Consider the following 22905-nt stretch of genomic DNA (forward strand, 5'->3'; position numbering starts at 1 on the left):
TTCGTCGACTGTATCACCAGAGATTTGTTCACCGATTCCGTGAACGACGAGAATAAGATGTGTGCTTGAATGTGACATGAGACCAAAAAAGGTTCGTGCTTAAATGCCGATCAGGGTACGCCTCTGGCCGGTTTCCGACAAGAAAATTCGCAAAAACGATCTCAGCCGCGTCTGAATGGTCGTGGCAATCGCTCGAAAAAGCCTGTGACAATCGCTCTGTCCAACACCCTTTCGCAGACGCAGCAAGTCCTGTATGAGCCACGCTCAGTCCAGCAGCCGGATACGACACCGGGCGCTGGCAAGTGAAAGGAGAGCCAAATGGGCTACAGAGTCGTCGTTGCAGGCGCCACCGGTAATGTGGGCCGCGAAATGCTGAACATCCTGGCCGAGCGCCAGTTCCCTGTTGATGAGATCGCCGTGCTTGCGTCGCGCCGGTCGCTTGGCACGGAGGTCAGCTTTGGCGACAAGACGCTGAAGACACAGGATCTCGACACGTTTGATTTCACGGGTTGGGACATTGCCCTGTTTGCCATCGGCTCCGACGCGACCAAGAAATACGCGCCGATCTCGGCCAAGGCGGGCTGTGTGGTGATCGACAATTCGTCGCTTTACCGCTATGATCCCGACGTTCCGCTGATCGTGCCGGAATGCAATGCCGATGCGATCCACGGCTATTCCAAGAAGAACATCATCGCCAACCCCAACTGCTCGACCGCGCAGATGGTTGTCGCGCTCAAGCCGCTGCACGACCGCGCCCGCATCAAGCGCGTTGTGGTCAGCACCTACCAGTCCGTGTCCGGCGCGGGCAAGGAAGGCATGGACGAGCTTTGGGACCAGACAAAGGCGGTCTACAATCCGGTGACGGATGTGCCCCCCGCCAAGTTCCAGAAGCAGATCGCTTTCAACGTGATTCCGCAGATCGACGTCTTCATGGAAGACGGGTCGACCAAGGAAGAATGGAAGATGGTGGTCGAGACGAAAAAGATCCTCGACCCATCGATCAAGGTCACGGCCACCTGTGTGCGCGTGCCGGTGTTCGTCGGTCACTCCGAGGCGATCAACATCGAATTCGAAGATCATCTCGACGAAGACGAGGCCCGCGACATCCTGCGCGAAGCGCCGGGGATCATGGTGATCGACAAGCGCGAACCGGGTGGCTACGTGTCGCCGATCGAATGCGTCGGCGATTATGCGACCTTCATCAGCCGCATCCGGCAGGACAGCACAATCGACAACGGCATCAACCTGTGGTGCGTGTCCGACAACCTGCGCAAGGGTGCTGCCCTGAACGCCGTGCAGATCGCCGAAGTGCTGGGTCGTGAAGTGCTGAAAAAAGGCTGATTGTCACAAGATCACGTCCAAAGGCGCCGCTATGATGCGGCGCCTTTTTCGTTGTGATATCTCGCGCCGGCAAGCATCACGCGCGCCAGACGCTACACCAAATTGTCTTTATTCTCCTTATTGCTGCCTAAAATGGGTCAGTTCGCCCCGTATCCCTCTTTGATCGAATGTTGAATCAAGTGGGTCGGTGGTATGTCCGAAGCTGAAATTCCTCTGCTCTACGAGAACGGTCCCTTGCGGATCAGATATCTCGAAGGCGACGGCTCCGACCTGATCGTCAGCTTTTCGGGTGTTGGCACCAAACGCAATGTCGAACCGCCACCCGAGTTTCCGGGCATTGCCTCTGCAGATCGTCAGAACCATGTTCTGTTTGTCAGCGACAAGTCCCGCAGCTGGCTGAATGGCGACGGAATGGCAAATCAGATCCTTTGCTGCATCCGTGCCACCGTCGATCACATCAATGCAGAACGGGTGATTGCGATTGGCAACTCCATGGGTGGAACGATGGCGTTGCACCTTTCACGGCTTTTCGATTTCGAACGCGTGATCGCCTTTACGCCGCAATTTTCCGTTATGGAAAACGAAGTGCCCGAAGAGGACCGTTGGTTCTTTTTCCGCAAGCAGATCCGGTCCTACCCGTTTCCAAGAGTTGAGGACCTGCGTCCTGAAACGACGAAGTATTACATCTTCCATGGTGATGAGCACCGAGAGCTGGCACATGCGTTACGGTTCCCGAAAGCGCAGGGCATCTCGCATTACATCGTGCCCAAGACGGATCACAGGGTTGCGGCGCATCTTAGGGATCGTGGTGCCCTGCGCCCGTTGGTTCAGAACCTCATCAATGGAAAACCCCGGCAGTTTCGCAAGAACCTCACGGATCTCGGGGGTATTCCGATCTTGCAGTTCAATCCCCCGACTACTTCGGGTCAGACACCGGCCAGCGCCGCAATCTTCTGATATCGGTCGATCACCAATCTGACATCCGCCGCCTGCGCAGAGAGGTCTGAACCCCACGACGTCGCCGTATCGCGCTCACGGAACCTTCCTGTTTGTTGCGTGTTGTTCACACCGAAAGGGTGTTCTTTTGACTGCCCCATTCTTGCCGCAATTGACTCGCACCCTTTTGGGATGAGTTAAGAAACAGTGAAAGTGCCCCCGATGGCCATACATTCCGCGCCCTTTTCTGCAGACAGAACGTCCGGCATGCCCGGCCCTTTGGATAGTGAAACAGCGATGCTTTTGCGGACAGTCCTGCTCCCGCATTTCGAGCGTGCGACAAGTTGGGGCGATCTGTGCGCTCGCCTTGCCTCCAAGGGCTACGAAATCACCTTTCGCAACGGCCATCTTGTGCTGGCAGACGAGGCGGGAAAACCCGTCTGCACTGGCTCGATGATCGGCTCTCCGCTGGCTCGTTTGGCGGAACGCCTTGGCCGCCCCAAGCTGCGCACCGACTGTGCCGGCGTAAGCGCAACGCTGCGGAACTGATCAGACCGGCTGGAACGACCGCGTTTTCGGGTCGAAATATTCAAGACCACCTTCGCCGATATCGGTCCACAAACCGTGCAGCGTCAGCAAATCCTGTTCGACCGCCTCACGGATAAACGGGAATGTCATCAGGTTCTCCAACGACACGATGACCGACTCTTTCTCCAGCGCTCGCACCTGCCCTTCGGGCGTGTTCATCGCTTTGACCCGCTCATAGCCGGGACGCAGAATATCCATCCAGCGTCCAACAAAGCTCGATTGTTCCTCAAGGTGGGGGGCATTGCCGGAACACATGTCCAGACAGCCCTGCACGCCTCCGCAATTCGAGTGTCCCAGAACGATCAGATGCGCGACATTCAACGCTGTCACCGCATATTCAACCGCCGCCGAGGTGCCGTGGTGATCGCCGTCCGGTTCGTAAGGCGGCACAAGATTCGCGATATTCCGGTGAATAAAAAACTCGCCCTGATCCGCACCGAAGATCGATGTGACATGCACACGGCTGTCACAGCAGGAAATGACCATCGCCCTTGGACGCTGACCTTCGGTTGCTAAGCGCTTGTACCACGCACGGTTGTCAGAATAGGTCGTGGCCTTCCAGCCTTGGTATCGCTGGATCAGATATGCAGGCAGCGGCTTCGCGGCGTTCATGAAATCCTCCGCCTGTTTGGTCGTTCTCCACTGCGGAATACGTCGAAATTAATCGGAATTCGAGAGAAAAACCGTCGCGGGCTTACCAATTGGAAAGACTGCTCTGCCATACCGGCTGCCGGGTTGGGGTGAGAAAGGAATGAACATGATGCAGAAGATCTCGGTTTTGCATCCACGCGACACGGCTTATTTCGATGAAGATACGCTGACGGGTCTCAGTCGCGATCTCGGTCCGTCCGTTGCCGAAAATATCCTGTGCCGCGCTCTTGAAGACATCGCTCTTCGCTTCGTGCAGATCCGCACGGATTACGGCTCTGGAAACCATCAGGCCCTGCGCAAATCGGTCCATGCGGTTATTCCCATCGCGGCGCAAATTGGTTTGCCGGGGCTATCGCAAATCGGGCGCGACGTGCTGATCTGTGTCGATCAAGCCGATCCGGTGGCGCTTGCGGCGACGCTTTGCCGGTTTCTCCGCTGGGGTGAAACAGCGATGTCCTGCGCCGACATGGGCCTTGATCTGTCGCTCTGATTCCGCTTGCAGCGCCTGTGCAAGGGCGTACCTTCGCGCTAACCGAGAAGGGGAATTCCATGACCGTCGCACTTGCGCCTGCGGGCACGAAAGCTGTTCCAATACACGTTCTTGGAGCCGAGGATGTTGCCCTCTGGGCGGGACAGCAAAGCGACCGCATCCGCACTTGGGTCGAAGCCAATGCCTTTAAGGGCGGCATCGGATCCGCCCTGATGATCCCCGACGCGGCAGGTCATCCCGAGATTGCACTGGTCGGCTACGGCACGCCCGCGTCCCGAAAACGCGATCGTTTCGCACTGGGCGCTGCTTTGCCGAAACTCGCACCCGGAACCTACCGGATCGAAAGCGGTATCGCCGAAGGTGATCTTGAACAGGAATCGCTGGGCTGGCTGCTGGCCAGCTACGGCTTCACGCGATATCGCGACAACACCTCCCAGCACCCGACGCTGGTCACACCGGACGGTGTCGATGCCACACGTGTGTCCATCCTCGCCGAGGCCGAATTCCTCACCCGCGATCTGATCAACACCCCGGCGTCTGACATGGGCCCGGCGGAACTCGAATCCGCGGCGCGCGGTCTGGCTGAGAAACACAAGGCCAAGATCAGGGTCATCACGGGCGACGATCTGCTCACGGACAACTTCCCGATGATCCACACCGTTGGTCGCGCCTCTGATCGCGCGCCCCGGTTGATTGATCTGAACTGGGGCAGTCGCGGGCCCAAGATCACGCTTGTGGGCAAAGGTGTCTGTTTCGACACGGGGGGGCTCAACATCAAACCGGGCAGTTCAATGGGCCTGATGAAAAAGGACATGGGCGGCGCGGCCAATGTGCTTGGGCTTGCGCACATGATCATGGCGTCCAGTCTGGATGTCCGCTTGCGCGTGCTGATCCCGGCGGTGGAAAATTCCGTCAGCTCCAATAGCTTCCGCCCGCAAGATATCCTGACTTCGCGCAAAGGGCTTACGGTCGAGATCAATAACACCGATGCCGAAGGCCGTCTGGTGCTGGCGGATGCGCTGACCTACGCGTCCGAAGACAATCCCGATCTGTTAGTGTCGATGGCCACCCTGACTGGGGCCGCCCGTGTCGCCGTTGGCCCGGACCTCGCGCCTTACTACACCGATAACGATGTGGTGGCGACCTCGCTTGATCTTGCGGCACGGCGCATGGCCGATCCGGTCTGGCGCATGCCGTTTCACGATCCTTACGAGACGATGATCGAACCGGGCATCGCCGATCTCGACAATGCGCCCAAAGGCGGGTTTGCAGGCTCCATCACCGCCGCCCTGTTCCTGCGCCGTTTTGTCAGCGCCGAAGACCGCTATATCCATTTCGACATCTATGGCTGGCAACCGTCCGCCGCGCCGGGCAGACCCAAAGGTGGTGCGTTGCAAGGCGCACGCGCGCTGTTCGCGGCGTTTCCGGATATGATGGACCTATGACGGACAGGCGCGCGCTCTGGTCCAACGGCACGGTGGCACACACCTCGCTGAAAGGGCAGGTCGCGGTAGACCGCTTTACCGACGGGCAGGTGCATCGTGTCACATGGGCACCCTTTGTTGCGCTGTGCTCTGCCCCATTTGGCGACCGTGACCGCGAACTCCTTTGGGGGCAGACGTTCAACGTGCTCGAAAAAGACAAGGCATGGGCCTTTGGATACGCAATCCACGACGGCTACACCGGCTATATCGAGGCCAGAATGCTAACCCCGATGGTCGAACTTGCAACGCATCGGGTCGCTGTGCGGCAGACGATGGCCCTGGCTGCGCCCGATTTCAAAAACACCAAGGTCGAGCAGGTCCCGCTCAGCTTAGGATCAGAGGTCCACGTCACAGTCACCGATGCCAAATGGGCAACGATCTTGGGTGCACCCCACGACCTTCATATACCCATCAGTCACCTGACCCCGCTGGACACGAAAGAGCCTGATCCTGTGGCAGTCGCTGAACGCCTGCTTGGCACACCCTATGTTTGGGGCGGCAATTCCGCCTTCGGCATCGACTGTTCCGGCCTTGTGCAAATCGCCTGCCGCGCCTGTGGCGTCCCGTGCCCCGGTGACAGTGATCAGCAAATGGCGCAGCTTGGTGAAACGCTTGATCCCGGCACGTCGCCAGAACGCGGAGATCTGCTGTTCTGGAAGGGCCATGTCGGCTGGGTGGCGAACCCGGACACATTGTTGCACGCGAATGCATATTCCATGTCAGTGGCCTATGAACCGCTTCAATCCGCAATCGACCGGATCGCAGCACAGGGTGATCCGGTTCTTCGTCACGCCCGCTTGACGTCCCACTGAAATCGGCGCACATCGCGGCGTCTTTCGGAGCAGTCCCATGCAAGCCCGCGCCTCCATTTTTACGCCTGTTCTCATCGGCGGCTGCATCATCATCCTCGTGTCCTTTGCGATCCGCGCCAGCTTTGGTGTGTTCCAGATCCCGATTGCCGAGGAATTCGGCTGGCTGCGGGCTGAGTTCTCGCTCGCCCTCGCGATCCAGAACCTGGCCTGGGGGATCGGCCAGCCGCTCTTCGGCGCGCTGGCGGAAAAGATTGGTGACCGGAAAGCGATCATTCTGGGGGCACTGACCTACGCTGCCGGTCTTGTGCTGTCGTCCTTTGCGGTGACGCCAACGGCGCACCAGTTCTACGAAATCCTCGTGGGGTTCGGCGTGGCGGGCACTGGCTTTGGCGTGATCCTCGCCGTGGTGGGGCGCGCCAGTTCTGACGAAAATCGCTCTATGAGCCTTGCAATAGTCACCGCCGCGGGCAGTGCCGGACAGGTGTTTGGCGCTCCGTTGGCGGAATGGTTGCTGACCTTCCTGAGCTGGCAGACAGTGTTCCTATGCTTTGCCGCGTTCATCCTCGCAGTTTTGCTTGTGCTGCCCATCATGCGCTCCCCCACGCCACCGGCCACCCGGGCCGAGCTTGAGGAGAGCATGGGCACCATCCTTGTCCGAGCCTTTCGCGACCCGTCCTACACGCTGATCTTCCTCGGTTTCTTCAGCTGCGGCTATCAGCTGGCCTTCATCACCGCGCATTTCCCGGCCTTCGTAACCGAACTTTGCGGCCCGATCCAGCCGGGCGGCATACTCCATTCCATCGGGATCACCACCACCTCGGCGCTGGGCGCAATATCAATCTCGCTCATTGGGATCATGAACATCGTCGGCACTCTGACCGCAGGCTGGGCCGGCAAACGCTTCACCAAGAAGTACCTGCTCGCAGGCATCTACACAGGCCGTACGATCATCGCCGCGCTTTTCATCATGTTTCCGATCACCCCCACTTCGGTGATCCTGTTCTCAGCCGCGATGGGCTCGCTCTGGCTTGCCACGGTGCCGCTCACTTCGGGCCTGATCGCGCATATCTACGGGCTGCGCTATATGGGCACGCTCTACGGCATCGTGTTCTTCAGCCATCAGTTGGGCAGCTTCATGGGCGTGTGGCTGGGGGGCAGGATGTACGACATCCACGGTGATTACACACTGGTTTGGTGGATCGGTGTCGGTGTCGGTGCCTTCAGCGCTATAGTCCATCTGCCAATCCGGGAGAAACGCCAGCCTGTCCCGCTGGCGGTCTGACACAGGGCGCGTTTCCGTCGACGGAAACGTGCGATGCGTTGGCGCATCGCCGCCCGGCTCTACCGGGTGCGCCAACGGTCCAGAATGTAGCGGCTGACCATCAGGTCCAGATGCGCGCCGCCCCCATTCTTGAAGACCGTGATTTCATCATCAGACTGGCGCGCAAACGCATCCAGACCGTAGTAATCCGCCACGATGTCAGCGTCCGAGATCACCCCTCGCGCAATCGGATCTTTGATTTCCCCGATATGCCCGACAGTCGTATCCAGCGAGTCCACAAACAACCGTCCCCGCGTCAGCACGTCATCATCCGCCTCGCGCATATCGGGCCGGTACGCGCCGATCAGGTCCACATGGGTGCCGGGCCGCAACCACTCTCCGCGCAACACCGGCTCGGTCGACATGGTGGCGCAACTGACGATATCCGCCTGTCCGACTGCACCCGCCAGATCGTCCACCGCTGTCACATGCGTAAACTGATCGGCCAGTTCCTGCGCTTTGGCCCCCGTCCGGTTCCAGATCTCAAAGCGCGCCTCGGGAAATGCCGTTGCATATGCTTCGACCAGTGACCGCGCTACCGTTCCGGCGCCGATGATCAGGATCACTGTGCTATCCGCCCGCGCCAACCGCCGTGCGGCAAGCAAACTGTCCCCGGCGGTCTTCCACTTGGTCACGAGGTGGAAATCCACAATCGCCGCCATCGTGCCATCGTCATCGGAATACACCGACACACCACCGTTCACCGCAGGTTTCCCGACACTGGCATTGCCCGGAAAGATCGTCGCGGATTTCACCGCCAGCCCCAGGCCGTCGATCCAAGCCGCCCGGTTCAGTAGAGTGTCTCCGCCACGATACAGGAAACTGTCCGCAATCTCGGCGCGTGGCAAGTCATGCCCTGCTGCAAGCGCATCAGTCAGACCGATCCAGTCCAGCTGCGCTTCACCCTCTGCAAAGGGAATGATTTCCGGCGTCGTCATCGCTGCCTCTCCCATCAAGTCCTAGCGCGGCACGTCACTTGCCGCTGCCCGCATTTCGCGCTCCAGCGCATCCAGAAACCGGGACCGGTCCGCCTTGGAAAACGGCTTGCCACCACCCTGCCGAAAAGGATCGGCGGCGCGCAGATCCGTCATCAGGTCGCGCGTTGCAAGCACTTGACCGATATTGCGCGCATCAAGCCGTTCGCCATTGTGCTTGAGCACCCGCGCCCCGTTCTCGACACAACGCGCAGCCAGCGGAATATCCCCGGTGATCACCACATCGCCCGCTCTGGCGCGATCCGCGATCCACATATCGGCCACGTCTGGCCCATCAGGCACGACAACCACCTCGACGAACGGATTGTCGGACATCCGCAACCCGCCATTCGATACCAGATACATCTGCGCCTTGTGCCGCGTCGCGACACGTTCGGCCTCACCCTTGACCGGGCAGGCATCCGCATCGACGAAAAGCCGGGTCACAGCCCCAGCGCGTCTGCATGAAACGCGATGTGATCGGGAATAAAGGTCGACACAAAGAAATACGAATGGTCGTAGCCCTTTTGCATCCGGAACACCCCGTCCTGACGCCGGGCCGCCATCGCGTGACTCAATGCCTCGGGCTTCAGCAGGTCAAGGAACTGATCCGAACCGCCCTGATCCACGAGCACTGGCCCGTCAAATCCAACCGCTTGCATCTGCACCTTCGCATCATGCTTGGCCCAAGTGGTTTCATCGTCGCCCAGATAGGCGCCCAACTGCTTGCGGCCCCAGTCGCTCTGGCTCGGATTGGCAATCGGCGCAAAAGCCGAAACAGAGGCAAACCGCCCCGGATGCGCCATCGCAATCGTCAAAGCGCCATGTCCACCCATCGAATGCCCGGTGATCGCCTGACGGTCCAGATCGACGGCGAACTCTGCGCCCAACAAAGCGGGCAGTTCCTCAGCCACGTAATCCCACATCTTGAAATGCGGTGCCCAAGGGTCCTGCATCGCGTTCACGTAAAACCCGGCCCCTTTGCCCAGATCATAGGCCTCGTCATCCGCCACGGTGTCCCCGCGCGGTGACGTGTCCGGGAACACAACCGCCATGCCCGCCTCAGCGGCAAAGCCCTGCGCTGCTGCCTTGGTCATCGCGTTCTCATGTGTGCAGGTCAGTCCTGACAAATACCACAGCACCGGCACCGGGCCGTCCTTGGCCGCTGGTGGTAGATACAGCCCAAAGGTCATGTCACATCCACAGGCGTCCGAAGTATGAGAATAGACGCCCTGCACCCCTCCGAAACAGGCATTTTCCGATACGGTTTGCATGGCGCTCCCTTTCCTAGATCAAAACTTGTGAGATCACGAACGACACTGTCACAATGCTCAGCGCGGTCGAAATCAAGATGGCAGCCGACACCCGCTGAGGGGCGACTTTGTAATGTTGCGCAAGGATGAACACGTTGCCCGCGACTGGCAAGGACGCTGCGGCCACCACAACACCCGCTTTATACGGGTCTGCTGGGAACAAAAAATACACCCCAAGCGCAACCGCCGCCGGGTGGATCACCAGCTTGCAAAAGCTCAACCAGCCCGCGATGTTCAACCGCTCGGCGGATTTGCTCGCCAAGGATGCACCAATCGCAAACAAGGCACCGGGTGTGGCCGCCGCCCCGAGAATAGACAGGAATTGATTGATTGGCTCCGGGATCGGCACGCCCGTCGACGACACCATAAAGCCCGCCACAATTGCCACGATCATTGGGTTCTTGAGCAGCCCGATGCCAACGGTTCTGAAGATGCGCAAAGACATGCGCCCTTCACGAGAACCGACCACAAGGATCACGATAAGCGAGGAAAACACGACAAGATCAATGGTCAGAACAAGGATGATTGGCCCGACGGCCTCTTGTCCCATCAGCAGCGCCAGCATTGGCACACCTAGAAATCCGGTGTTCCCAATGGCTGCCACCTGACCTTCGAACGCGGCCGTCTCCGTGTTCATGCCACGCAAAAAACCCACAGCCATGCCGATGCCGTAGACAAAGGCCGTGCCCCACAAATATCCTGCGGCGATGCGCCAATCAAAGATCTCGGCAATCGACAGGTTCGCCGAGAACCGGAACAGCATCGCGGACAGGGCAAAGTAGAATACGAACTTGGTCAGGTAGGCTGTCGCTTCCTCGGTAAAAAAACCAGTCTTGCCTGCGCCGTAACCTACGGCGATCAGGGCAAAAAACGGCAAGGTCTGAAGAAAGATGGCCAGCATATGTGTTGTGTTATCATGCAGGCGGGTGGGGTCAATCTCGACAGGGTTCTGTTAACCACCTATATTTAGACTAGGCGTGTATTTCTGTTCGGAACGCTTCGATGACACTGCAAGAACAATCCATTGCCGACGACAAGATGCGCGCGGAAATCGCGAAGCTGGTCGCTGAAACCTCTGAAATCAACCAGAACATGAAGTATCGCTTCTGGGTCTTGATGACGGCATATGTCAGCGCGATGGGTATTCTGTTCAAGTTTTTCTGACGGCAAAGCATCCCAAAACCCCATAGAAGAATCGCACACTGCATGCTACATCTCGTGGCATGAACTCCCACGCACCCAATATACGCGCCTCGATTCAACCCCTTGAGGAAAGCGCCATCAACCGCATTGCAGCGGGTGAGGTGGTGGAGCGCCCGGCCTCTGCCGTCAAGGAACTCGTTGAAAACGCCGTCGATGCTGGGGCAACACGTATCGACGTGGCTATCGCCGATGGTGGCAAGACCCTGATCCGCGTCACCGATGATGGCTGCGGCATCCCACCCGAGGAACTCCCTCTCGCCATCGCCCGCCATGCAACGTCCAAGATCGACGGCTCGGACCTTCTCAACATCCACAGTTTCGGGTTTCGCGGCGAAGCGCTGGCCTCTTTGGGCGCGGTCGGGCGCCTGACCCTGACCAGCCGAGCCGAGGGACATGATGCCGCCGAATTGTCGGTGACCGGTGGCAAGATCGACCCGATCAAACCCGCCGCCCTGTCGCGCGGTACTGTCGTCACCCTGCGCAACCTGTTCTTTGCCACCCCGGCACGTCTGAAATTCCTCCGTTCCGACCGCGCAGAGATGCAGGCGATCTCGGATGTGCTCAAACGTCTTGCGATGGCCGAACCGTCGGTCAGTTTTGCCCTGCGCGATGTGTCGGGCGGGGGCGAGGGCCGCGTGACCTTCCGCGCCGATGCGGTGAGCGGCGATCTGTTCGACGCTCTGCGTGGGCGATTGGGGCAGGTTATGGGCCGCGAGTTCGTCGACAACGCAGTTTCCATAGATGCGGACCGCGAAGGCATCCGCCTCACCGGATTAGCCGGGCTGCCCACTTATTCGCGCGGGGCGGCTGTGGCGCAGTTCCTGTTCGTCAACGGTCGCCCAGTGCGGGACAAGCTGCTGATTGGTGCGTTGCGCGGGGCCTATGCCGATTTCCTTAGCCGCGACCGGCACCCGGCGGTCGCGCTCTTCATCGACTGCGATCCGCACAAGGTGGACGTGAACGTGCATCCGGCGAAATCCGAAGTGCGGTTCCGCGAACCGGGGCTTGTGCGCGGTTTGATCGTTTCGGCCTTGCGTCATGCATTGGCAGAAGCGGGCCATCGCGCATCGACCACCGTCGCCGGGGCAACGCTTGGGGCAATGCGCCCCAAGGCACCACAGGGGCAGCCGCGTATCTACCAGATGGACCGCCCAAGTTTCGCGGCGAAACAGACCGCCTACCAAGCGCAGGCACCGGGTTTCGCCGACATGCAGACCGCCTATTCCGGTCGCGTAGTCGAAGTGGAAGATCGCGCGCCAGAGGCGGAACAGACCCCGCGCGAACACCTTCCATTGGGGGCCGCGCGGGGGCAGGTGCATGAAAATTACATCATCGCCCAGACCGAAGATGGCATCGTTATCGTCGATCAACACGCGGCGCATGAACGTCTGGTTTATGAAAAGCTCAAGACCCAGATGGCGCAGAACGGCGCGCCCGCGCAGGCGCTCTTGATCCCGGATGTAGTCGAGATGAGCGAGAGCGACAGCACCCGCCTTCTGGACATCGCAGACGAGTTGACCCGCATGGGATTGACCATCGAACCCTTCGGCAGCGGTGCAGTTGTCGTGCGCGAAACCCCTGCGATCCTCGGCGAAGTCAACGCGGACGCTTTGCTTCGCGACATTTTGGATGAACTCGATGATCAAGGCGAAGCCCGCACCGTGCAGGACCGGATTGAGGCGATCCTGTCTCGTGTGGCGTGCCATGGCTCCATCCGCTCGGGCCGTCAGATGCGGGCGGAAGAGATGAACGCTCTGTTAAGGGAAATGGAAGCGACCCCGTATTCCGGCCAGTGCAACCATGGCCGACCCACCTATGTCGAACTAAAACTCAACGACATTGAAAGACTGTTTGGCCGTACATGATTCAGATCGGTGATCTTATCCTTGACCTGAGCGATCCGGTCGTCCTTCTGGCTTTGGCATTGGGCGGGCTGGTGTTTGTGCTGCTTATCATGTCGCTTCTGTCGGCTCGTCGCGCAGCGAAACTTTCTGAGCCGTTGGTCTACCAGCTGGCCCAAGTCGGCCAGCGGGTCCAAAGCCTGAGCGATGGGCAGGAACGGCTGTCGGGTGGTCTGCATCATGTGAGCGAAGCGCAGGCGCAAAGCCAGACCGCGATGCTGCAACTGATGGAACGGCGGCTGGCACAGGTGCAGGAGCAAATGAACGAGAACCTGCACGGGTCAGCCCGGCGCACGGCGCAATCGCTGGGGGATCTGCAACAGCGGCTGCAGAGCATCGACAAGGCGCAGGAGAATATTACCAAGCTGTCGGGCGATGTGCTGTCGCTCCAGGACATCCTGTCGAACAAGCAGACGCGCGGGGCGTTCGGGGAGATCCAGTTGACGGACATCGTCGGCAAAGCGCTGCCCAAGGACAGCTATACGCTGCAGGCGACACTCTCGAACGGCAAACGGGCGGACTGCTTGATCCACCTGCCGAACCCGCCGGGGCCGATTGCCATCGACAGCAAATTCCCGCTGGAGGCCTATGAGCAACTGCGCCGCGCCGAGACGCAGGATCAACTGACCCGCGCCGCGCAGCAGCTTCGGCTTTCGCTGCGAAAGCACATCAAGGACATTTCCGAGAAATACATCATCGAAGGCGAGACCGCTGATGGCGCATTGATGTTCCTACCGTCCGAGGCGGTTTATGCCGAACTGCACGCGAACTTCCCCGAAGTGGTGCGGGACGGGTTCACTGCGCGGGTCTGGATCGTGTCGCCGACCACCTGCATGGCGACACTGAACACGATGCGGGCGATCCTCAAGGATGCGCGGATGCAGGAACAAGCGGGGGCGATCCGCAAGGAACTGGGCCTGCTTTACGCCGATGTGGACCGGTTGGGCAGCCGGGTTGAAAATCTCGACCGGCATTTCGGGCAGGCGGCCAAGGATATTGCGGATATCAAGATCAGTGCGGACAAGGCCGGGCGCAGGGCGCGGCGGCTTGATAATTTCGATTTCGAGGAACTGGCCAAGGATGACCCTGTGCCGGTGGTGCGGCTGGCGACCCCACCCGGGGAATAGGTCAACACGTATACCCCAATGTTTCGCGCGCGAAACAATGGGGCCGCTTCGAACCCTTTAACCTTTTGTTAACAGATGCGCTGCAGGCGATGCGTCGACGCATCGCGCGTTTCCGTTGACGGAAACGGCCCCAGGGTAACATGTTACTTGTCAAAACACGGTTGGATCGGGATAAATTCTCATGAACTCGATTGAATTGGATCAATTCGACAAGGCAATCCTGCGCATCCTGCAACGCGATGCCAGTCTCAGTGTCGAAACCATCGCCGATCAGGTCGCCCTGTCGCGCAATGCCTGTTGGCGGCGGATCAAGGCGATGGAGCAGTCCGGAATCATCACGGGGCGTGTCGCGTTGGCAAACCCAGCTAAGCTGGGCTGTCCACTCGAAGTCATGGTGATGATCCGCGCCGGACGACATGACGCCGATTGGCTGGACAGCTTTCACAAGGCGGTGCGCACCATGCCCGAGGTTGTGGGCGCTTACCGAATGACGGGTGATCTGGATTACCTGCTGAGGGTGCGGGTTGCCGACGTTCCTGCCTACGATTCGTTCTACAAGCGCGTGATCGCGCGGATTCCGCTCTCGGATATTTCGGCCAGTTTCGTTATGGAAGAGATCAAGGAAACGACGGCTTTGCCGATCTAGGGGGGATGATATGGCGCAGGACATTCGCACCACGGCGGAATATGCCGAAGCCGATGCATTGCCACGCAAATACGATTCCCATGCCAAGGGATGCGGCGAAAGCGGAGAAAAAGCGCTGCCGGATATGGTGATGCGGCGGTCGTTCAAACAGAAAAGCGATGCAGAATGGGCCTATGAGCGATTGATCCTCTACATCCAGAATTTCGAGGAACAGCTGGACAACGAACACGAGGTCGCCATGGGCTTTGCCGGAAACGACACCGGTGTGCTGCGCATCGAAGGGCTGGGCTATTTCGACCCCGACATCGTGACCTTCTACGGATCGGACGAAGAAGGCGGGCGGATGCAACTGATCCAGCATGTCTCACAGCTCAATGTGACGCTGCGAGCGCTGCCGATCCCCAAGGAAGACACAGCGCCACGTCGGATCGGGTTTGAACTTGCTGCAGAATTGGAACAATCCACCTAGACCGCGACACACTGCGCGCTTGGCATGGGTGACAGGGTCGGGCAAATCGGGTACCGACTCGAAAACATTTGTAAGGGATGTCTCAAATGGCTGAACATAAGCACGGTACAATGGACACAACCACACAGGAAAAGACCTTTGACGGGTTCGTCCGCTGGTCTGTCCGGGTTGCGGTCTTCTCGATCGGAGTTCTGATTTTCCTCGCGATCTTCAATTCCTGAGATTTGACCAGAGGCTGACATGACCATGATGTCACGGATTTTTGCCGGACTGGCCATGTTCGCTTTGGTGGGCTGTGGAGCGGGCGCGGATATGCGCCCGGATGCCTCGCCCGAGGTGATCAGCAGCGCGTCCTATCGCCATTCCGGCCCGACCGCGTTGACGCTATATACGATGATCAACAACCGGTCTGGGGCTGGGGCACATACCAGCCTGATGATCAACGGATCGCAAAGGGTAATCTTCGATCCTGCGGGAACCGTACGGTTGAGTGCGGTGCCCGAGCGGGGCGACGTGCTTTACGGCATCACGCCCGGCGTGGCGGATTTCTATGCCCGCGCGCATGCCCGAGAGACCTATCACGTGGTGATTCAGACCATCGAAGTGTCACCAGAGGTGGCGGAACGTGCCTTGCGTCTTGCGGTGACCAACGGTCCTGTTGCATCGGCGCAGTGTGCGATGAGCACGTCTGCGATCCTGCGTCAGCTTCCGGGATTCCAGTCGATCGGCTCGACTTGGTTTCCGAAACGCCTGATGGACGATTTTGCGGAATTGCCCGGCGTCCAAACCACCAAGATCTTCGAAAATGACAGCGACGACAAAGCGGTTGCCATCGCTCAGTTCGAACAGGTGCTCGTGGGTCAGTGACCAGGGTCAGAGCAACAGGCTGAGGGACACCAGTACCGTTGCGCCAACGCCCATCGCAGCAAAGACGTTTTTCGTCAGATACCCGACAGCAAAGGTCGCAGCAGCGGCAGCAAGGCGAGTCGCGTCAGGTTCTCCGCCCGTTGCTGTGGGCCAGAGGACCAGTGGTGCGACCAGAGCCGGGATCACCGCTACGGCTGTATAGCGCAGGTGCCGCAGCACCCACTCCGGCATCGCGCGGTCGCCGACCAGTCCGAGAAAGGCAAAGCGCAGGCCAAAGCTTCCCAGCCCAAGTGCGACGATGATCAACCAAAGCTCTGTTGTGTCGGTCATGGTTTGATCCCCAGCCGCACCTCGGCTTGTGCGCCAGCCATCATGCCGCCCAGACCGGCCACCAGCAGGCCCATGTTGTAGGGCAGCCATGCGAATGCCAGTGCGAGAACAACCGCAGCCAATGCGGCGATCCGGTGCGCCGGTGTGCGCAGCATCGGGCCGACCATGGCAAGGAACGCGATGGGCAAGGCAAAGTCGAGCCCAAGGCTGGGTGGGATGCTTTCGCCCAGCACCGCGCCGAGGAAGGTAAAGATATACCATGGCGGGCAGATGGGCGTCATCACACCAAGGAAATAGGCGAATTTTTCGGATGTGGTTTGGTCGGGGTTCTTTTCATAGTCGAGGATGGATTGCGCATAGGTCTGGTCGACCAGAAAATACGCCGCGATCCCGCGTTTCCACAGGGGCAGCGGACCCAGATGCGGTGTGATCGACGCGGAATACATCGCCATGCGCAGATTGACGGCCAGTGCCGACGCGATCACCACCAGCGTTGGCGCGTTCTCGTTGATCAATTGCAGCGCAGTGAACTGTGCAGCCCCCGCGATCACCACGATGGAAAACCCCATGGTTTCATGAACGGCCAGCCCGGCTTCGGTTGCCAAGACGCCGAAAAGCATGGCAAAGGGCCCGACGACGGCCAGAAAGGGCAGCCCGTCACGGACGCCCCGCCAGTAGCTTGACATTGCGGTCCCTGCCGCCATCACTGTGCCTCGTCTGCTGTGTTCGGATCGGACGTAGCCTTGGACGAGGGGAGATGCAATCTATGCCGGATGATGTGCTTCGGGACTACCTCATCGCGCCCGATCCGGGTGCTGCGCGGCTGACGCGCCGCGTGGTGGGCACCGATCACACTGGGGCCGAGACCGAGATCAGCGTGGTCGAGGAGCGGCCCCTGACGATATTCCTGAATGCGCAGGAAATCGTAACTGCGATGACGATTGGCGATTATCCCGAGTATCTTGCAGTGGGGTTCCTGCGCAATCAGGGCATGCTGCGGGACGATGATGTGGTGACGCGCGTCGAATATGACGACGATCTTGAGGTCGTGGTGGTGCGCACCGAACGGCAGACCAGCTATGAAGAGAAGGTCAAGAAAAAGACCCGCACCAGTGGCTGTGCCGTGGGCACGGTGTTCGGTGACATGATGGAGGGGCTGGACAAGGTGGTGCTGCCTGCCACAGAACTTCGCACCTCTTGGCTTTATGCGCTGGCGCACAAGATCAACACGACGCCCTCTTTGTACCTTGAGGCGGGCGCCATTCATGGCACCGTGCTTTGCCATCAGGATCGGCCGCTGGTTTACATGGAGGATGTGGGCCGTCACAACGCGGTGGACAAAATCGCGGGTTGGATGTTTCAGGAAGGCGTCGGGCCCGAGGACAAGATCCTCTACACCACCGGGCGGCTGACGTCTGAGATGGTGATCAAGACGGCCCTGATGGGTATCCCGGTTCTGGCCTCGCGGTCGGGTTTCACCGCTTGGGGGGTCGAAATCGCGCGGCAGGTTGGTTTGACCTGTATTGGTCGGATGCGCGGCAAACGATTTGTCTGTTTATCTGGCGAAGACCGTCTGCTGCGCGACATGGACCCCGACAACGTGCCCGAAGAAAGCCGGAAAAACCGCAGGAAGAGCGCGGAATGAGTGCGCCCTTGGGAGTGATCCTTGCCGGTGGGCTGGCCACCCGCATGGGCGGTGGAGACAAGGCGCTTTTGCAGATTGGGGGGCAGACGCTGTTGCAGCGGGTGATCGACCGATTGTGGCCACAGGTGGCGGGGATGGCGCTCAATGCGAATGGCGATCCGGCGCGGTTCGACGGGTTTGGGCTGGCTGTACTTCCCGACAGCATCGCGGGGTTTCCGGGGCCTTTGGCGGGTGTGCTCGCGGGGCTCGACTGGGCGGCGGAACAGGGCGCGGAAGCGATTGTGACAGTTGCTGCTGACACTCCGTTCTTTCCTGTCGATTTGGTGGATGTCTTGCAGGATACGGCGCAAGGGATGACACACCCCTTGGTGCTTGCGGCCACCCCGCGCGGAGAAGAAAAGACCAAGTCGATGAGCCGCTCTGGCCTGACCCGCCACCCGACATTTGGTCTTTGGCCTGTCGCGCTGCGCGATGATCTGCGGGGGGCTTTGCACGATGGGATCAAAAAAGTGGTGATCTGGACGGAAAAACACGGCGGGCGCGAGGCGGCGTTCGAGACGGACAATGGCGACCCGTTTTTCAACGTAAACACACCCGAAGACCTTGAGGCAGCAGAGGCGATGGTATGAGGATTTATGGGGTCACAGGGTGGAAGAACGCGGGCAAGACCGGGTTGATGGAACGGCTGGTGACCGAGATCACCGGGCGCGGGATCACAGTGTCGACCGTCAAACACGCGCATCACACCTTTGACGTGGACCACCCTGGCAAGGATAGCCACCGTCACCGTGTTGCGGGTGCGACCGAGGTGCTACTGGCATCACGCAACCGCTTTGCCCTGATGCACGAGCTGCGCGATGAGGACGAACCGACATTGGCGGCGCTGTTGGCCAAGTTGATGCCTGTCGATCTGGTGTTGGTCGAAGGCTACAAGCGCGACCAGCATCCCAAGGTCGAAGCGTTCCGCGCGGAGACGGGCAATGACCTAATTGCGCCCGGTGACCCGACGATCCGGGCGGTCGCCAGTGACACGCCGCTTGATCTAGACCGTCCGGTGTTCGACTTGAACGACACTACGGCGATTGCGGATTTCATCCTGTCAGAGGTTGGGCTTTGACGGGATTCGACACGATTGCGATTGTCGATTGGTCAGCAGGTAAACGCGCGCCTGTTCGACCGTCAAAGGATGCGATCTGGATCGGTGTTGTACGCAGCGGCGAAGAGCAGAAACCGGTCTATTGCCGTTCCCGGATCGAGGCAGAAGCCTGGCTCACTGATTTGATCGAGGCAGAGGCGCAGGCGGCGCGCCGCGTGCTTATAGGGTTTGATTTCCCCTTTGGCTATCCGCGTGGATTTGTGCGCCATGTGACCGGATCGGACGACCCGCTGCAGTTCTGGGACTGGCTGGAGGCGCGTATCACCGACACTGAGGCGGGCGAAAACAATCGGTTCGATGTCGCCTCGGAGATCAACTGCATGTTCGACGGGCCGGGGCCGTTCTGGGGCAAGCCAACCGAAGACGGCTGGCCGGATGTCCCCTATCGCAAGGCCGGGATTTCCTATGACATTTGTGCGGAACGTCGCGCATGTGATCTTGCGGCAAAAGCGTCATCTTCCTGCTTTCAACTTTTCTTTAATCCAACTGTGGGAAGTCAGGCGCTGATGGGTCTGCCGATGCTCGCGCGCTTGCGGCGGCGTGCGGACGTATCGGTTTGGCCGTTTCAGGACTGGTCTGAGGCGCAGACAGTCCTGGCTGAGATTTGGCCTGGCTTGATCGAACCAGCCGTAAAGGAGGTACAAAGCGACGAGATCAGAGATGCAGCGCAGGTGCGTCTGCTGGCGCGGGCCTTGTCGGGTTTGATGCCCGAGCGGTTGAATGCGCTGCTGAAGATTGTTGGTCCCGAGGCGCGTGACGAGGCTTGGATTCTTGGGACTGGACACACCGACGAACTGATCGCAGCAGCGCGGGGTCAGGTCGCGTTGGAACCACCCCCCCTACGCAACGATTGTTTCGCGCTGCCTGCCGGTGTGGATTGGACGCCGGTGGACGATGCATTGGCGTTGCTGCGTGACCGAATGAATGTCGTTGTCGGTGTCGAAACCGTACCTTTGATGCAGGCCGCGGGGCGTGTGCTGGCAGGTGATCTTGTTGCGAAACGTTCGAATCCGCCACATCCGAACACGGCGGTGGATGGGTATGGTTTTGCTGGTGCGGGGATTGGTGCAGGGCCGCAGCTGTTGCCGCTTGTCGAAGGGCGCGCGGCGGCCGGGGCGCCCTTTGCAGGTTCTGTTCCCGCAGGGCAGGCGATCCGGGTTCTGACCGGCGCAGATTTGCCCGATGGGGTGGATACGGTGGTCTTGGACGAGGATGTGCGTGTGGGCGACGGTCAGGTCGCTTTTCACGGTCCGCTAAAGCGTGGAGCCAACACGCGCAAAGCGGGGGAGGACATGATGCAGGGTGACAGAGCGCTGGAGTCGGGGCGCGTGTTGACGCCTGCAGATCTGGCTCTGGCCGCAGCAGTGGGGCATGGCGCGTTGCAGGTCCGCAAGCGGTTGCGGGTCGCGGTCTTGTCCACAGGGGACGAAATCGTTGAACCGGGCTCGCAGGCGTCTGAAGGTCAGATTTTCGATGCCAATCGCCCGATGTTGCTTAGCCTGTGTGCCGGCTTCGGGTTTAGCGTGATTGATATGGGACGCGCTTCGGACGATCGCACAGCAGTGCGTGCAGCGTTAGATGCTGCAGCGGCGCAGGCGGATGTGATCCTGACCTCTGGCGGTGCGTCCGCAGGAGACGAGGATCATATCTCGGCCCTGTTGCGCGAAACCGGCGCGATGCAGGAATGGCGCATCGCATTGAAGCCTGGGCGGCCTTTAGCGCTCGGGATGTGGGAGGGCGTGCCGGTGTTTGGATTGCCGGGCAACCCTGTGGCTGCGCTGGTCTGTACGTTGATCTTTGCGCGGCCTGCGATGGGGGTGCTGTCCGGTGCCGGATGGTATGCACCGCAGGGATTTACCGTGCCTGCAGCTTTTGAGAAGCGCAAGAAACCGGGGCGGCGGGAATTTCTGCGGGCGCGGATGCGTGACGGCGGGGCCGAGGTGTTCAAATCCGAAGGCTCCGGCCGGATCAGCGGGCTAAGCTGGGCTGAGGGGCTGGTGGAATTGCCGGATGGAGCCGTCCATGTGCAGCCGGGTGATCCGGTGCGCTATATTCCGTTTTCATCATTCGGATATGACGGTGGCTGAGATTTGCCCTTAGAAAAATCTATGGCCCGTGCTCGAACAGGACAGTGAATTCTGTACGAACGAGCGTTAATCGAACGTGCCAGTTACCCGGCCCAGCAACATGAATGCACGGGCTGTGCGGGTGCTGGCAAGATCGGATATCTCGGCATCGGTGGCCGTGCTTTCGAACCGGGCAAATCCCTTGTCGAACAAACGCAGGAAGTGATGCGCGGCATCTCGGAAAATTGGATCCTGCTTCATCCAGCCAGCGGTGAGCGCCAGTGACGAGCGGTCGCGCACGCCGCCCAGAGCGGCGATTGTGCGGCCCCGTTCGCCCGTGGCAAACCGCCGCCACAACTCCGGGCGCGCCATGTCGGGGCGCAGGTCGTCCATATAGATCCCGTCTTGGCTGAGAAGGGTCAGCACGTCTTGGGCGGCCTGCACCAACTGCGCAGACGGGCGGTCTTTGAGCGCGCGGCGCAGGGCTGCAAAACCTTCCTGATCTTCAGCGGTTTCAGGAAAATGCAGCGCGCGGATGAAATCGGAATTCGACAGTGGCGGATGCAGGGCCTCTGCCGGGGTGCCTAAGGCCAGTGTGGGTTGGTCGCCAGCCTCCGGGTCGGGCGCACCGGCCTGCACGGCGATCTGCGCGGCTCGGGTCGATGTGAACATCGCCAGCGTGGTTTCTGCCTTTTTCTGCGCGTCTGCGATCTCTTCCAGTTTTTTGACGATGGACGGATGCGGTGCCTGATCGCGCCCGCCGGCCTGGCTTTGCGTGATGTACGCGTGACGGATCGCGTCAATGGCGGTTTGCAGCCGCGCGCTTTCCTCGCGCATGATGCGGGATGAGCGGGCGCCGATGGCAGCGACCCAGATCATGCCGACGGGAAAGAAAATCACCATCAGGGTGAGTAGAAAACGTACCCCGTCAGCGCCATCGTTGCCCGAGAACAGGAAAAACGCACCCGAGATCAGCAGCCAGATCACGCTAAGCGCCGCGGCGGTCAGTTCAATCCCGCTCAGCCCGCCAGCGTGCGCTTGACGGCTGGGAATGGAGACCGGGCCGGGGCGGGCGTCTTTGTTCTGTGCCATGCTGGAGACCCGTTAGATATATGTGATCTTCAGCACTTCGTAGGATTTGTCACCACCCGGTGTGCGCACCTCGACGCTGTCACCTTCGTCTTTGCCGATCAAGGCGCGGGCGATGGGCGATTTGATGTTGAGAAGGCCCTTTTCGATATTGGCCTCGTGTTCGCCAACGATCTGCCACGTCTTTTCTTCGTCGGTGTCTTCGTCCACCAGCGTCACGGTCGCACCGAACCTGATCGGACCAGAAAGCTTGGTCGGGTCGATCACCTCGACAAGGCTCAGAACGCCTTCGAGTTCCTTGATGCGGCCTTCGATAAAACCCTGCTTTTCCCGGGCGGAATGATATTCGGCATTTTCCTTGAGGTCGCCCAATTCTCGCGCCTCGGCAATCGCCTGAATCACAGCGGGACGCTCTTCTGACTTGAGCGTTTTCAATTCGGCTTCCAGCGCGGCATGGCCCGCGCGGGTCATCGGTAGCTTTTCCATGGGGCGGTTC

At 59.9% G+C, this 22905-nt stretch carries 27 protein-coding genes; 18 read left to right on the forward strand and 9 right to left on the reverse strand.

Going from position 1 to position 22905, the window contains the following annotated elements; genetic code table 11:
• Positions 1-318: 318 nt before the first annotated feature.
• The 3 genes from ACK3EW_RS19910 (at position 319) to ACK3EW_RS19920 (ending at position 2826) form a co-directional block, all read left to right on the forward strand.
• A complete protein-coding gene (locus ACK3EW_RS19910; RefSeq protein WP_439118997.1) occupies positions 319-1341 on the forward strand; it encodes an aspartate-semialdehyde dehydrogenase in 1023 nt (340 codons plus the stop codon).
• Positions 1342-1533: 192 nt separating this feature from the next.
• Complete coding sequence (locus ACK3EW_RS19915) at positions 1534-2298, forward strand: alpha/beta fold hydrolase (RefSeq protein WP_493807533.1); 765 nt, start codon at positions 1534-1536, stop codon at positions 2296-2298.
• 246 nt (positions 2299-2544) lie between these two features.
• The gene (locus ACK3EW_RS19920) at positions 2545-2826 is read left to right on the forward strand and encodes a hypothetical protein (RefSeq protein ID WP_493807534.1); all 282 of its coding nucleotides are present in this window, start codon (positions 2545-2547) and stop codon (positions 2824-2826) included.
• Here the strand turns inward: ACK3EW_RS19920 and ACK3EW_RS19925 are convergent, their stop codons facing one another.
• Positions 2827-3477, reverse strand: coding sequence for a carbonic anhydrase (locus tag ACK3EW_RS19925; protein ID WP_085630315.1), 651 nt, complete (start codon positions 3475-3477; stop codon positions 2827-2829). It lies immediately after the preceding gene.
• 139 nt (positions 3478-3616) lie between these two features.
• Here ACK3EW_RS19925 and ACK3EW_RS19930 point away from each other — a divergent pair, with 139 nt between their 5' ends.
• From ACK3EW_RS19930 to ACK3EW_RS19945, 4 genes are read left to right on the forward strand one after another with little or no spacing between them, the layout of a single operon-like run.
• On the forward strand, positions 3617-4006 hold the full coding sequence (locus tag ACK3EW_RS19930; protein WP_493807535.1) for a hypothetical protein: 390 nt from the start codon (positions 3617-3619) through the stop codon (positions 4004-4006).
• A 59-nt stretch (positions 4007-4065) separates the two neighbouring features.
• Positions 4066-5451: a leucyl aminopeptidase family protein gene (locus ACK3EW_RS19935; RefSeq protein WP_493807536.1), complete on the forward strand. Its 1386-nt coding sequence runs from the start codon at positions 4066-4068 to the stop codon at positions 5449-5451.
• Complete coding sequence (locus ACK3EW_RS19940) at positions 5448-6302, forward strand: C40 family peptidase (protein WP_493807537.1); 855 nt, start codon at positions 5448-5450, stop codon at positions 6300-6302. The genes ACK3EW_RS19935 and ACK3EW_RS19940 overlap by 4 nt, the downstream gene beginning before the upstream one ends.
• 37 nt (positions 6303-6339) lie before the next feature.
• Entirely contained in the window at positions 6340-7584 is a 1245-nt protein-coding gene (locus tag ACK3EW_RS19945; protein ID WP_439119003.1) for an MFS transporter, read from the forward strand.
• A 59-nt stretch (positions 7585-7643) separates the two neighbouring features.
• Here ACK3EW_RS19945 and ACK3EW_RS19950 read toward each other — a convergent pair whose 3' ends face one another.
• From ACK3EW_RS19950 to ACK3EW_RS19965, 4 genes are read right to left on the reverse strand one after another with little or no spacing between them, the layout of a single operon-like run.
• The gene (locus ACK3EW_RS19950) at positions 7644-8561 is read right to left on the reverse strand and encodes an ornithine cyclodeaminase family protein (protein ID WP_493807538.1); all 918 of its coding nucleotides are present in this window, start codon (positions 8559-8561) and stop codon (positions 7644-7646) included.
• A 21-nt stretch (positions 8562-8582) separates the two neighbouring features.
• Positions 8583-9044: a YaiI/YqxD family protein gene (locus ACK3EW_RS19955; protein WP_085630327.1), complete on the reverse strand. Its 462-nt coding sequence runs from the start codon at positions 9042-9044 to the stop codon at positions 8583-8585.
• Positions 9041-9871 carry an S-formylglutathione hydrolase gene (fghA, locus tag ACK3EW_RS19960; RefSeq protein WP_493807539.1) on the reverse strand — a complete coding sequence of 277 codons (831 nt, stop codon included), beginning with the start codon at positions 9869-9871 and terminating at the stop codon, positions 9041-9043. The genes ACK3EW_RS19955 and fghA overlap by 4 nt, the downstream gene beginning before the upstream one ends.
• 13 nt (positions 9872-9884) lie before the next feature.
• Positions 9885-10811, reverse strand: a complete 927-nt coding sequence (locus tag ACK3EW_RS19965) for an AEC family transporter (RefSeq protein WP_439119007.1) — start codon at positions 10809-10811, stop codon at positions 9885-9887.
• A 101-nt stretch (positions 10812-10912) separates the two neighbouring features.
• Here ACK3EW_RS19965 and ACK3EW_RS19970 point away from each other — a divergent pair, with 101 nt between their 5' ends.
• From ACK3EW_RS19970 to ACK3EW_RS20000, 7 genes are all read left to right on the forward strand, one after another.
• Positions 10913-11074: a hypothetical protein gene (locus tag ACK3EW_RS19970; RefSeq protein WP_493807540.1), complete on the forward strand. Its 162-nt coding sequence runs from the start codon at positions 10913-10915 to the stop codon at positions 11072-11074.
• A gap of 59 nt (positions 11075-11133) precedes the next feature.
• Positions 11134-12978 (forward strand): DNA mismatch repair endonuclease MutL, encoded by a 1845-nt coding sequence (gene mutL / locus ACK3EW_RS19975; protein ID WP_493807541.1) that lies wholly within the window; start codon positions 11134-11136, stop codon positions 12976-12978.
• On the forward strand, positions 12975-14141 hold the full coding sequence (locus ACK3EW_RS19980) for a DNA recombination protein RmuC (protein WP_493807542.1): 1167 nt from the start codon (positions 12975-12977) through the stop codon (positions 14139-14141). The genes mutL and ACK3EW_RS19980 overlap by 4 nt, the downstream gene beginning before the upstream one ends.
• 181 nt (positions 14142-14322) lie before the next feature.
• Entirely contained in the window at positions 14323-14787 is a 465-nt protein-coding gene (locus ACK3EW_RS19985) for an Lrp/AsnC family transcriptional regulator (RefSeq protein WP_300588339.1), read from the forward strand.
• 10 nt (positions 14788-14797) lie between these two features.
• Positions 14798-15256 (forward strand): DUF6173 family protein, encoded by a 459-nt coding sequence (locus tag ACK3EW_RS19990; RefSeq protein ID WP_439119011.1) that lies wholly within the window; start codon positions 14798-14800, stop codon positions 15254-15256.
• An 86-nt stretch (positions 15257-15342) separates the two neighbouring features.
• Complete coding sequence (locus tag ACK3EW_RS19995) at positions 15343-15477, forward strand: aa3-type cytochrome c oxidase subunit IV (RefSeq protein WP_085630342.1); 135 nt, start codon at positions 15343-15345, stop codon at positions 15475-15477.
• Positions 15478-15496: 19 nt separating this feature from the next.
• Positions 15497-16123: a hypothetical protein gene (locus ACK3EW_RS20000; protein WP_493807543.1), complete on the forward strand. Its 627-nt coding sequence runs from the start codon at positions 15497-15499 to the stop codon at positions 16121-16123.
• Between the two features lie 6 nt (positions 16124-16129).
• Here the strand turns inward: ACK3EW_RS20000 and ACK3EW_RS20005 are convergent, their stop codons facing one another.
• Together ACK3EW_RS20005 and ACK3EW_RS20010 are read right to left on the reverse strand one after the other, a co-directional pair.
• Entirely contained in the window at positions 16130-16453 is a 324-nt protein-coding gene (locus tag ACK3EW_RS20005; RefSeq protein WP_085630344.1) for an AzlD domain-containing protein, read from the reverse strand.
• Positions 16450-17157: an AzlC family ABC transporter permease gene (locus ACK3EW_RS20010; protein ID WP_493807544.1), complete on the reverse strand. Its 708-nt coding sequence runs from the start codon at positions 17155-17157 to the stop codon at positions 16450-16452. Before ACK3EW_RS20010 ends, ACK3EW_RS20005 begins: the two co-directional genes overlap by 4 nt.
• Before the next feature lie 62 nt (positions 17158-17219).
• Between ACK3EW_RS20010 and ACK3EW_RS20015 the strand changes: the two genes are divergently transcribed.
• From ACK3EW_RS20015 to ACK3EW_RS20030, 4 genes are read left to right on the forward strand one after another with little or no spacing between them, the layout of a single operon-like run.
• Complete coding sequence (locus tag ACK3EW_RS20015; protein ID WP_493807545.1) at positions 17220-18098, forward strand: formate dehydrogenase accessory sulfurtransferase FdhD; 879 nt, start codon at positions 17220-17222, stop codon at positions 18096-18098.
• Positions 18095-18727 carry a molybdenum cofactor guanylyltransferase MobA gene (mobA, locus tag ACK3EW_RS20020; protein ID WP_493807546.1) on the forward strand — a complete coding sequence of 211 codons (633 nt, stop codon included), beginning with the start codon at positions 18095-18097 and terminating at the stop codon, positions 18725-18727. Before ACK3EW_RS20015 ends, mobA begins: the two co-directional genes overlap by 4 nt.
• Complete coding sequence (gene mobB / locus ACK3EW_RS20025; RefSeq protein ID WP_439119016.1) at positions 18724-19215, forward strand: molybdopterin-guanine dinucleotide biosynthesis protein B; 492 nt, start codon at positions 18724-18726, stop codon at positions 19213-19215. Before mobA ends, mobB begins: the two co-directional genes overlap by 4 nt.
• Positions 19212-21341: a molybdopterin-binding protein gene (locus tag ACK3EW_RS20030; RefSeq protein WP_493807547.1), complete on the forward strand. Its 2130-nt coding sequence runs from the start codon at positions 19212-19214 to the stop codon at positions 21339-21341. Before mobB ends, ACK3EW_RS20030 begins: the two co-directional genes overlap by 4 nt.
• A 66-nt stretch (positions 21342-21407) precedes the next feature.
• Here ACK3EW_RS20030 and ACK3EW_RS20035 read toward each other — a convergent pair whose 3' ends face one another.
• Together ACK3EW_RS20035 and greA are read right to left on the reverse strand one after the other, a co-directional pair.
• On the reverse strand, positions 21408-22412 hold the full coding sequence (locus ACK3EW_RS20035; protein WP_493807548.1) for a hypothetical protein: 1005 nt from the start codon (positions 22410-22412) through the stop codon (positions 21408-21410).
• 12 nt (positions 22413-22424) lie between these two features.
• Positions 22425-22895: a transcription elongation factor GreA gene (greA, locus tag ACK3EW_RS20040; RefSeq protein ID WP_493807549.1), complete on the reverse strand. Its 471-nt coding sequence runs from the start codon at positions 22893-22895 to the stop codon at positions 22425-22427.
• Positions 22896-22905 lie beyond the last annotated feature (10 nt).

This window comes from Marivita sp. NO-S04, assembly GCF_059070475.1.

What these genes read in the sequence shown, in the direction of transcription:
- greA (WP_493807549.1), bottom strand. Translation starts at nt 22,895, where the DNA reads ATGGAAAAGCTACCGATGACCCGCGCGGGCCATGCCGCGCTGGAAGCC.
- ACK3EW_RS19910 (WP_439118997.1), top strand. Translation starts at nt 319, where the DNA reads ATGGGCTACAGAGTCGTCGTTGCAGGCGCCACCGGTAATGTGGGCCGC.
- ACK3EW_RS19925 (WP_085630315.1), bottom strand. Translation starts at nt 3,477, where the DNA reads ATGAACGCCGCGAAGCCGCTGCCTGCATATCTGATCCAGCGATACCAA.
- ACK3EW_RS19970 (WP_493807540.1), top strand. Translation starts at nt 10,913, where the DNA reads ATGACACTGCAAGAACAATCCATTGCCGACGACAAGATGCGCGCGGAA.
- mobB (WP_439119016.1), top strand. Translation starts at nt 18,724, where the DNA reads ATGAGGATTTATGGGGTCACAGGGTGGAAGAACGCGGGCAAGACCGGG.
- ACK3EW_RS19920 (WP_493807534.1), top strand. Translation starts at nt 2,545, where the DNA reads ATGCCCGGCCCTTTGGATAGTGAAACAGCGATGCTTTTGCGGACAGTC.
- ACK3EW_RS19990 (WP_439119011.1), top strand. Translation starts at nt 14,798, where the DNA reads ATGGCGCAGGACATTCGCACCACGGCGGAATATGCCGAAGCCGATGCA.
- ACK3EW_RS19935 (WP_493807536.1), top strand. Translation starts at nt 4,066, where the DNA reads ATGACCGTCGCACTTGCGCCTGCGGGCACGAAAGCTGTTCCAATACAC.
- ACK3EW_RS19940 (WP_493807537.1), top strand. Translation starts at nt 5,448, where the DNA reads ATGACGGACAGGCGCGCGCTCTGGTCCAACGGCACGGTGGCACACACC.
- ACK3EW_RS20015 (WP_493807545.1), top strand. Translation starts at nt 17,220, where the DNA reads ATGCCGGATGATGTGCTTCGGGACTACCTCATCGCGCCCGATCCGGGT.
- ACK3EW_RS20010 (WP_493807544.1), bottom strand. Translation starts at nt 17,157, where the DNA reads ATGGCGGCAGGGACCGCAATGTCAAGCTACTGGCGGGGCGTCCGTGAC.
- mobA (WP_493807546.1), top strand. Translation starts at nt 18,095, where the DNA reads ATGAGTGCGCCCTTGGGAGTGATCCTTGCCGGTGGGCTGGCCACCCGC.
- ACK3EW_RS19915 (WP_493807533.1), top strand. Translation starts at nt 1,534, where the DNA reads ATGTCCGAAGCTGAAATTCCTCTGCTCTACGAGAACGGTCCCTTGCGG.
- ACK3EW_RS19930 (WP_493807535.1), top strand. Translation starts at nt 3,617, where the DNA reads ATGAACATGATGCAGAAGATCTCGGTTTTGCATCCACGCGACACGGCT.
- fghA (WP_493807539.1), bottom strand. Translation starts at nt 9,871, where the DNA reads ATGCAAACCGTATCGGAAAATGCCTGTTTCGGAGGGGTGCAGGGCGTC.
- ACK3EW_RS20035 (WP_493807548.1), bottom strand. Translation starts at nt 22,412, where the DNA reads ATGGCACAGAACAAAGACGCCCGCCCCGGCCCGGTCTCCATTCCCAGC.
- mutL (WP_493807541.1), top strand. Translation starts at nt 11,134, where the DNA reads ATGAACTCCCACGCACCCAATATACGCGCCTCGATTCAACCCCTTGAG.
- ACK3EW_RS19950 (WP_493807538.1), bottom strand. Translation starts at nt 8,561, where the DNA reads ATGACGACGCCGGAAATCATTCCCTTTGCAGAGGGTGAAGCGCAGCTG.
- ACK3EW_RS19945 (WP_439119003.1), top strand. Translation starts at nt 6,340, where the DNA reads ATGCAAGCCCGCGCCTCCATTTTTACGCCTGTTCTCATCGGCGGCTGC.
- ACK3EW_RS19995 (WP_085630342.1), top strand. Translation starts at nt 15,343, where the DNA reads ATGGCTGAACATAAGCACGGTACAATGGACACAACCACACAGGAAAAG.
- ACK3EW_RS19980 (WP_493807542.1), top strand. Translation starts at nt 12,975, where the DNA reads ATGATTCAGATCGGTGATCTTATCCTTGACCTGAGCGATCCGGTCGTC.
- ACK3EW_RS19985 (WP_300588339.1), top strand. Translation starts at nt 14,323, where the DNA reads ATGAACTCGATTGAATTGGATCAATTCGACAAGGCAATCCTGCGCATC.
- ACK3EW_RS20005 (WP_085630344.1), bottom strand. Translation starts at nt 16,453, where the DNA reads ATGACCGACACAACAGAGCTTTGGTTGATCATCGTCGCACTTGGGCTG.
- ACK3EW_RS20000 (WP_493807543.1), top strand. Translation starts at nt 15,497, where the DNA reads ATGACCATGATGTCACGGATTTTTGCCGGACTGGCCATGTTCGCTTTG.
- ACK3EW_RS19965 (WP_439119007.1), bottom strand. Translation starts at nt 10,811, where the DNA reads ATGCTGGCCATCTTTCTTCAGACCTTGCCGTTTTTTGCCCTGATCGCC.